Origin of the sequence: Brevibacterium picturae, assembly GCF_030453725.1 — a bacterium.
Taxonomy (GTDB): Bacteria; Actinomycetota; Actinomycetes; order Actinomycetales; family Brevibacteriaceae; genus Brevibacterium; species Brevibacterium sandarakinum_A.
The window spans coordinates 1-8,394 of sequence record NZ_JAKDJU010000133.1 but is presented as its reverse complement, the minus strand read 5'-3'; the positions used below and the strand labels follow the sequence as shown (position 1 = coordinate 8,394).

General features: G+C 57.8%; 10 protein-coding genes. 3 read left to right on the top strand and 7 right to left on the bottom strand.

Going from position 1 to position 8,394, the window contains the following annotated elements; genetic code table 11:
• The 3 genes from L0G76_RS12050 to L0G76_RS12040 form a co-directional block, all read right to left on the bottom strand.
• The coding region (locus L0G76_RS12050; RefSeq protein WP_304357441.1) for a hypothetical protein at positions 1 to 199 on the bottom strand (199 nt) is incomplete at its 3' end.
• The gene (locus L0G76_RS12045) at positions 196 to 468 is read right to left on the bottom strand and encodes a hypothetical protein (RefSeq protein WP_304357440.1); all 273 of its coding nucleotides are present in this window, start codon (positions 466 to 468) and stop codon (positions 196 to 198) included. The genes L0G76_RS12045 and L0G76_RS12050, both read right to left, overlap by 4 nt.
• A gap of 8 nt (positions 469 to 476) precedes the next feature.
• Entirely contained in the window at positions 477 to 755 is a 279-nt protein-coding gene (locus tag L0G76_RS12040; protein ID WP_143924230.1) for a hypothetical protein, read from the bottom strand.
• Between the two features lie 160 nt (positions 756 to 915).
• Between L0G76_RS12040 and L0G76_RS12035 the strand changes: the two genes are divergently transcribed.
• From L0G76_RS12035 to L0G76_RS12025, 3 genes are all read left to right on the top strand, one after another.
• The gene (locus tag L0G76_RS12035) at positions 916 to 1,515 is read left to right on the top strand and encodes a hypothetical protein (protein ID WP_304357439.1); all 600 of its coding nucleotides are present in this window, start codon (positions 916 to 918) and stop codon (positions 1,513 to 1,515) included.
• Positions 1,512 to 2,153 carry a DUF3800 domain-containing protein gene (locus tag L0G76_RS12030; protein ID WP_304357438.1) on the top strand — a complete coding sequence of 214 codons (642 nt, stop codon included), beginning with the start codon at positions 1,512 to 1,514 and terminating at the stop codon, positions 2,151 to 2,153. Before L0G76_RS12035 ends, L0G76_RS12030 begins: the two co-directional genes overlap by 4 nt.
• Before the next feature lie 615 nt (positions 2,154 to 2,768).
• On the top strand, positions 2,769 to 3,866 hold the full coding sequence (locus L0G76_RS12025; RefSeq protein WP_304357437.1) for a tyrosine-type recombinase/integrase: 1,098 nt from the start codon (positions 2,769 to 2,771) through the stop codon (positions 3,864 to 3,866).
• Positions 3,867 to 3,924: 58 nt separating this feature from the next.
• On the opposite strand, the gene nrdF is transcribed toward L0G76_RS12025, so the two are convergent.
• The 4 genes from nrdF to nrdH all read right to left on the bottom strand — a co-directional run bounded on the left by nrdF (position 3,925) and on the right by nrdH (position 7,846).
• Positions 3,925 to 4,905 carry a class 1b ribonucleoside-diphosphate reductase subunit beta gene (gene nrdF / locus L0G76_RS12020; protein WP_304357436.1) on the bottom strand — a complete coding sequence of 327 codons (981 nt, stop codon included), beginning with the start codon at positions 4,903 to 4,905 and terminating at the stop codon, positions 3,925 to 3,927.
• 145 nt (positions 4,906 to 5,050) lie between these two features.
• Positions 5,051 to 7,177, bottom strand: a complete 2,127-nt coding sequence (gene nrdE / locus L0G76_RS12015; protein WP_304357442.1) for a class 1b ribonucleoside-diphosphate reductase subunit alpha — start codon at positions 7,175 to 7,177, stop codon at positions 5,051 to 5,053.
• Between the two features lie 5 nt (positions 7,178 to 7,182).
• On the bottom strand, positions 7,183 to 7,596 hold the full coding sequence (gene nrdI, locus L0G76_RS12010; RefSeq protein ID WP_092106912.1) for a class Ib ribonucleoside-diphosphate reductase assembly flavoprotein NrdI: 414 nt from the start codon (positions 7,594 to 7,596) through the stop codon (positions 7,183 to 7,185).
• A gap of 1 nt (position 7,597) precedes the next feature.
• The gene (nrdH, locus tag L0G76_RS12005; RefSeq protein WP_092106910.1) at positions 7,598 to 7,846 is read right to left on the bottom strand and encodes a glutaredoxin-like protein NrdH; all 249 of its coding nucleotides are present in this window, start codon (positions 7,844 to 7,846) and stop codon (positions 7,598 to 7,600) included.
• Positions 7,847 to 8,394: the final 548 nt, after the last annotated feature.

Here is an 8,394-nt window from a genome sequence, read left to right as displayed (position 1 = left end):
GGCGTTTGAACATGGCCCGAGCAACCAGGTCGTTGGCTTCGAGTTCTTCACGGACCTCATCGGCTGAAAACTGCTGGCCTGTCTCGATGAAGCGGAGGAGCGTTGCCCGGATGATCTTGCCCGCGTTGGCATCGACCGAATCGTTGACCATGACGATGTGCTGCCCGGTCTGTCGGAGGTCGTCTCCTGTCGGGTTCATGCCGCCCCCGCCTCGACTAGATCGACGACTGACAGCTCATAGGCACGGAACTTTGTGGTTCCAATGGCACCGACGAACATCACCGATATCCAGCCGTGACGGTTCCGGATAGAGGTAGTGACTCCGAGCGTGCCGTCGAGTTCGCTTCGAACTGCCTGTCCCGGCTTGATTGGTCCCGAGTTGGTATCCTGGTTCATGTTGTTGGTCCTTTCTGGATCGTTGGCCCTCGGTGTTCCCGCACCGGGGGTCTTTTCTTTGTCTTGGTTCATGTCGGCTCCTATGCCGCGTTGATTGATCGAGCATCTAGCACATCGGGCAAAAAACACACTTCCCTCGGGATCCCCCACGCCGCTTCGATCTTGCGAGCGGTCGCCAGATTCACCTGAGTCTTTGGGATGCGGCGACCATCTTTGGTGGTCTCGAACCCCTTGCGCAGCGACTGGATAAGCGTGTGCGACAGGCGGGTTCGCATTGCGACTCGGCGCTCAGATCCGTGCTCTCGAACTTCCTCCGCCAGGTACTGATTGAAGATCCGTCGGTTGACTTTGTATTTCATGTTCACCTCCTTGTTGATAGATCTAGCGTCTAGCGCTTTCCAAGGCATGGCAAGTCCCAGATTGAGAAATGTGTATATACAGCTTGGTATCAACGAATTACAGCGTTGTAGTTCCGTGCCAGGACTGGCAAGGGTAAGTTTGTATATACAGACCACCTGCATGAAAGTGATCCTTGTGAGCGAGCTATCCGATCGTCTAGCAGCAGCGAAGAACAAGCTCGGCATCTCCACACGGAAGATGTCCGAGCTCGCACAAGCCAGCGGGTACCGGCTGTCGAACTATTCGGCCACCGTGTACACCAACGGTTCGCATCCAGCTACTGCGGATCCGGCGACTCTCGAAGCATTGGCATTCGTCCTACGATTGCCGTCGAATGAGGTTCGTCGGTTGGCCGGAATTGCCCCTGACCTCGGGGACTTCGAGCCGGACGAATCAGCAAACTTGCTCACGCGTTCTCAGCGATCGGCTGTGAATGAGATCATCCGCCAACTGGCGGTTGCGAACACGAAGGCAGGTGAGGGAAATGCAGACAGTCCCACCCCCATAAGCAACGGCAACAAGCCGCTTGCGGTAGATGAAAACGACGCGGCTGGCGACAACGTCTATTCGCTAGTCCCTCCCCCGCCAGCAACCGACACCGCTGCGTACCGTGCACCAAATCGGGGCAAGAAGCAGAAGGACGAAGCGGACAAGCGCGGCGAGGAAGACCAGGACACTGCCGGTGACGATGGGAGTCAAGATCCGGAGGACCGGGAATGAGTACTGTCCACGTCTGGGTCGACGAGCTCGGCACTATCGAATACAAAGACAAGCAGCAGCCGTTCTTTGGATTCGGGTCGATTGCGTCTCTTGAGCCGCTTGGCGAACTAGCTCATCGCGCCGAGGTACTCAGGCACACGCTCTCAGTTGACGGAGTCGACCTAACAAAAGGCTTCCACTGTCGCGACGACAAGTACTCTACAAAAAAGGCCTTCTTCGAGCTCGTCAAAGCTCACGGTGAAGAGTTCCATGCAACGCTGCTAAAAAAGGACAACGCGTATCCCCGAGTTCAGTCAAAGGGCGATATGTACCTCTATAAAATCGCGTGGAAGTTGCACATCCAGTATTTGATCGATCGATATCGCGCCATCTCAGACGACCTTCACGTAGTGGTGGGAAGCTTCAACACTCGCAAGCGAGCCGCAGAGGCACGGAGCGCGGTCAAAGATGTTTGTTCACAATTCGGAGGAAAAATTGTAGTTTCAGTCTGGGACGCCCAGTCCAGCATCGGCATACAAGCTGCAGATTACTGCTTGTGGGCAACCCACCAAAGGATTAAGGGCAAAGAGGACCATTGGCACCTTGATTATGTCGAACCGATCAAGGGTGGCCCGGTCTTTTATCCCTGGGGAACGTAAGAGGGGACCCCACCTGGGAGTCCCCTATCGTCAGCTATCCCTCCTGGGGAAATTCGCCCCTGGCGACTTTCTCACTGACATGCCTAGTGTCCCACGATGGGACACAGAGAAACAAGTGACAACGCCGTGCTACACGCAACTCCAAGCAGTTATCAGGAACCACATGCGTCATGTCAGCGACCATCACTATGGTCTTGAGGTATGCACCATCCATGGAGAGAGCTACGTGAGCGCGGGGACGGCGTTGTCCTGCATCGCACCAAGTTCAATGACACTCGTATAGCCGCCACAAACGGCAACAACGCCATTTGGCTCGACGCCGACCTACTGCAAGTCGAGAGACGATGCGCTGTCCAACACGAGCAAGCACACATCGATCTCGGGCATACGAACTGCGACGACCCGAAAGAAGAGCAAGCAGCGCGTCGACTGACTGCCCGAAAACTCATCGACTGGGATGACCTCGTCGACATCTTCCGATGGGCCCACACAGCTCACGAGGCGGCAGACGAGCTCAACGTCATACCCGAGGTGCTCGAAGACCGACTACGGTTCCTGCACCCACACGAGAAGGTGCTGCTCCGACTGATCGGGCAAGCACGGAACGGATAGGTTATGGCAACGATCGAACCCTACGAAACCAAGAAGGGCCGACGGTACAGGGTTCGGTACACGAAACCGGATCGTAAACCCACAGACCGCCGCGGCTTCAGAACGAAGAGAGAAGCACAGGTCTTCCTCAACACCGTTGAGGTCTCGAAGCTCGAGGGCAACTACGTCGACCCCACCAAGGGGACGATCACCGTCGGAGAACTCGGCGCGCATTGGTTGAAGACCGTGAGCGTGAAGCCCTCCTCGAGGATCGTCTACGAGACCGCCCTAAGGATTCACATCTACCCGGAGTTCGGCGCCCTCGCCGTCAATCGCGTACATCGGTCCCAAGTTCGCAATTGGGTGTCTGCGCTGTCGGAGAAGCGGAAGGCTCGCACGGTCCGCCGCGCCCACTATGTTCTCCAAGCGGTCATGCAGCTGGCAGTCGACGACCACCTCATCTCCAGGAACCCTGCTAGCGGAACCAAGAACCTTCCCAGACTGTCCCATCGCAAGAATGTGTACCTCACCTACGAGCAAGTCGAGAAGGTGGCACAGGCCGCCGATGAGCACCACCTGCGGCAACAGCGCGGCCGGTACGGATTCGTCATCTACGTTGCCGCGTACATGGGTTTGCGGTGGAACGAGATCGCGACACTCACGCCCGACGATGTTGACCTCAAATCTCGCCGAGTGAAGGTCCGCGCTGAAGTATCGAAGAACGGTCGGGAACGGTCCGTGGGATATCCGAAATTCATGCACGACCAGTTCCGTGCACTCACGCTCAAGGCTGAGCCGGACGGACTCCTGATCCCAGACCTCGCCGAGCCAAAGAATCAAGAGTCGTGGTTCCTGTCCGTGAGGAAGAAGGCCGGACTGCCTGAGGGCTTCGTCTTCCACGATCTGCGACATTCGGCGGCATCATTCGCGGTGTCTGCCGGCGCGAGCGTGAAGGTCGTACAGAACATGCTCGGGCACTCCTCCGCAGCCATGACCTTGGACGTGTACAGCGATCTATTCGACACAGATGTGGACGACGTGGCCGAGAGAATGGACCGGGCTCGGAAACAAAGTATGGGCAAAACGTGGGCAGAGAACGATTCCGCTGCCGACGGTGAGTGAATAAACGAAAGCGGCCCAACCAAGCATTTCTGCCTGGATGGGCCGCTGACCTGGTGCTTCAGAAGTCCCAGTCGTCGTCTTCCGTGTTCTCGGCCTTGCCGATGACGTAGGAGGAACCGGAGCCGGAGAAGAAGTCGTGGTTCTCGTCGCTGTTGGGCGAGAGAGCCGCGAGGATCGCCGGGTTGACATCCGTGACCTCCTTCGGGAACATCGCTTCGTACCCGAGGTTCATCAGTGCCTTGTTGGCGTTGTAGTGGAGGAACATCTTGCAGTCCTCCGCCAGACCCACTGAGTCGTAGAGGTCATGGGTGTAGGCGACCTCGTTCTCGTAGAGCTCGAACATGAGATTCATGGTGTAGTCCTTGAGCTCCTGCTTGCGCTCTTCGGACTGCGACTCCAAGCCCTTCTGGTACTTGTAGCCGATGTAGTAGCCGTGCACGGCCTCGTCGCGGATGATGAGGCGGATGAGGTCGGCCGTATTCGTCAGCTTCGCGTGTGCCGACCAGTACATGGGCAGGTAGAACCCCGAGTAGAAGAGGAATGACTCCAACAACGTGGAGGCGACCTTGCGCTTGAGCGGGTCATCGCCTCGGTAGTAGCTGAGGATGATGTCGGCCTTGGCCTGCAGGTAGGTGTTCTCCCGCGACCAGCGGAAAGCCTCGTCGATCTCCTTCGTCGAGCACAGGGTCGAGAAGATCGAGGAATACGACTTCGCGTGCACGCTCTCCATGAACGCGATGTTCGTCAGCACGGCTTCCTCGTGCGGAGTCACCGCATCCGGAATCAGGGAGATCGCACCGACGGTGCCCTGAATCGTATCGAGCAGAGTCAGACCGGTGAAGACGCGCATCGTCAGCGTCTTCTCCTCTTCGGTCAGCGTTGCCCATGACTGGACGTCATTGCTCAACGGCACCTTCTCCGGCAGCCAGAAGTTTCCGGTCAGGCGGTCCCAGACGTCATCGTCGATGGGGTCGACGACACGGTTCCAGTTGATGGCGTCGACATGCGAGGCCAAAGTCAGGTTCTCCAACGTTTCCATCTCTCTTCTCATTTACGGGTACGCCGCACGTACAGGTGGTCTGCCCAGCAGACGAAGAATGTCTTCTGCCCGGGGCCGCATCGCGCGCAGACCCCGAACCACGCGTTCAGCGGACCAGTTCTCACCGGTCCGCCGAACTCATCGGTCACAGCATGCAGGATACGCAGCCATCGACCTCAGTGCCCTCCAGCGCGAGCTGACGCAACCGGATGTAGTAGATGGTCTTGATGCCCTTGCGCCATGCATAGATCTGCGCCTTGTTGATGTCACGAGTCGTCGCGGTGTCCATGAAGAACAAGGTCAGCGACAGGCCCTGGTCCACGTGCTTCGTGGCCTCGGCATAGGTGTCGATGATCTTCTCATAACCGATCTCGTACGCGTCCTGGTAGTACTCGAGATTGTCGTTGTCCATGAAGGGAGCCGGGTAGTACACGCGCCCGATCTTGCCTTCCTTGCGGATCTCGATCTTCGAGGCCACCGGGTGGATCGACGAGGTCGAGTTGTTGATGTAGGAGATCGATCCGGTGGGCGGAACAGCCTGCAGGTTCTGGTTGTAGATGCCGTGTTCGGCCACCGCGGCCTTGAGCTCGCGCCAATCGTCCTGCGTCGGAATCCGCACACCCGCCTCGGCGAACATGCCCGCCACACGCTGCGTGCGCGGTTCCCACACCTCGTCGGTGTACTTGTCGAAGTATTCACCGCTCGCGTACTTCGACCTCTCGAATCCGGCGAAGGCGGTCTTGCGTTCCTTCGCGATCTCCATCGACGCCCGCACACAGTGGTAAGCGACGGTGTAGAAGTACATGTTCGTGAAGTCGAGGCCCTCATCGGATCCGTAGTAGACATGCTCCCGGGCGAGGTAGCCGTGGAGGTTCATCTGACCGAGGCCGATGGCGTGCGACATGTCGTTGCCGCGGGCGATCGAGGGAACCGACTGGATGTCCGAGGTCTCTGCGACGGCCGTCAGCCCGCGGATCGCGGTCTCGATGGTCTGCCCGAAGTTCTCCGAGTCCATCGTCAGAGCGATGTTGAGCGAACCGAGGTTGCAGGAGATGTCCTTGCCGACGACGTCGTATCCGAGATCGGAGTCGTATTTGCTGGGCTCGGAGACCTGGAGGATCTCCGAGCACAGGTTCGACATGATGATCTTGCCGTCGATCGGGTTGGCCTTGTTGACCGTGTCTTCGAACATGACGTACGGGTAGCCGGACTCGAACTGGATCTCTGCCAAGGTCTGGAAGAACTCGCGAGCGTTGATCTTGTTCTTCTTGATGGCGGCATTGTCGACCATCTCTTCGTACTTGTCCGAGACGTCGATGTCGGAGAAGGGCACACCGTAGACGCGTTCGACGTCGTAGGGACTGAAGAGATACATGTCCTCATTGCGCTTGGCCAATTCGAAGGTGATGTCCGGGATGACGACGCCCAGCGACAGGGTCTTGATCCTGATCTTCTCATCGGCGTTCTCACGCTTGGTATCGAGGAACTTGTAGATGTCGGGGTGGTGAGCGTGAAGGTAGACGGCACCGGCACCCTGACGTGCTCCCAACTGGTTTGCGTAGGAGAAGGAGTCTTCGAGCAGCTTCATCACCGGGATGACGCCCGAGGACTGGTTCTCGATCTTCTTGATCGGAGCACCGGACTCGCGGATGTTGGTCAGAGCGAACGCCACACCGCCGCCGCGCTTGGACAGCTGCAGTGCGGAGTTGATGGAGCGGCCGATCGACTCCATATTGTCTTCGATGCGCAGCAGGAAGCAGGAGACGAGCTCGCCGCGCTGCTTCTTGCCGGCGTTGAGGAAGGTAGGCGTGGCCGGCTGGAAACGACCGGTGATGATTTCGTCGACGAGCTGGGTGGCCAGCGTCTCGTCGCCGCGAGCCAGGAACAGCGCGACCATGACGACGCGGTCCTCGAAGCGTTCGAGGTAGCGCTTCCCATCGAAGGTCTTCAGCGTGTAGGAGGTGTAGAACTTGAAAGCGCCGAGGAAGGTCTGGAACCGGAACTTCTGACCATAGGCACGCTTCGAGAGCTCTTCGATGAAGTCGAAGGAGTACTGATCGAGGACTTCGGGCTCGTAGTATTCCTTCTCGACGAGGTAGTCGAGCTTCTCCTTGAGGTCATGGAAGAAGACGGTGTTGTTGTTGACATGCTGCAGGAAATACTGCCTGGCAGCCTGTTTGTCACGCTCGAACTGGATGCGACCGTCCTGGTCGTACAGGTTCAGCATGGCGTTGAGCGCATGGTAGTCAAGATCCGTCTCTTCGCGGATGATGTCTTCTACATTGCGGTCTTCAGCGAGCTCGCGCACAGTTTGTCCAATCCTAAATTCACTGCCTCGACGTCCTCTGGGGTTCCGAGGAGTTCGACGCGATACAGCACGGGTACATTGCATTTCGCGGCCACCTTGTGTGCCGCGCGACAGTATTCTTCGCCGAAGTTCGTATTTCCGGCGCCGATGACGCCGACGAGATGGCGGCGGTTCGATTCGATATTCAGGAACTTGATCACCTGCTTGGGCACTGCGCCTCGGTTGGGGCCGGCCCCGTAGGTGGGAGTCACAAGGACGAACGGTTCATCGATCATCAACGTCTCATCCTTTGTCAGCAGCGGCAGCCGTCGGGACGGGTGCGCCAGCTTGCCGACGAAGCGGTCGGTGTACTCGGAACTGGCCGAGTAATAGACCAGAAGCATGTCAGGCCACGACGGAAACCGAAGTCTGCTCTCCGGCCAGGGTGGCGATCTTGTCCGGACGGAAACCTGACCAGTGGTCGTTGTCGGTGACAACGACGGGAGCCTGCATGTAGCCCATGGCCTTGACGACGTCGAGGGCGTTCTCATCGACACTGAGATCGACCGATTTGTACTTCAGACCTTTGGCATCGAGCGCACGGTAGGTGGCATTGCACTGGACGCAAGCTGGCTTGGTGTACACGGTGATCATTGCGACTCCTCAATTCTGCACTCTGGCTTAGATTTCACGGCGTGCCCACACCGGATTCACGACCTCCGCAATGACGAATATCACGCAGACCAGCCCCGAGTGTGACCACTAGATGTTGTGTTCGGGTTCGACTCTACCCCTATATCCAGTGTTACACCAGTGTTGTTTCGACCGTCCACACCCTGTGTTCAAACCGTCCACAGTCATCCACAGGTCATGAATGACACTGATGTAGTTCGATCACCTGCGAGGACACTGGGATTCGGAGCAGAAATGCCGCGTTCGCCTCCCTCGGATGACACTGTTTTCAACACTTGTCCACAGATAAAAATTTCGGTTGTGGGCGCGTCGTCGGCGTGTCACATTCGACTCCGTTTCCGGTGTCCTCACGGCCGATTCCAGGGTCGTCCTCACCTCCCTTCCCTGCGCCTGCCCGACTTGTCGTCGATGACATCCTGTCGTCAACTTCGTCCTGTCATCGAAGCCTATGTGTCGGTACTGACGTTGATACTAGAAGGGTCGGGATTCCCAGTGTGGCCCCGGTACTG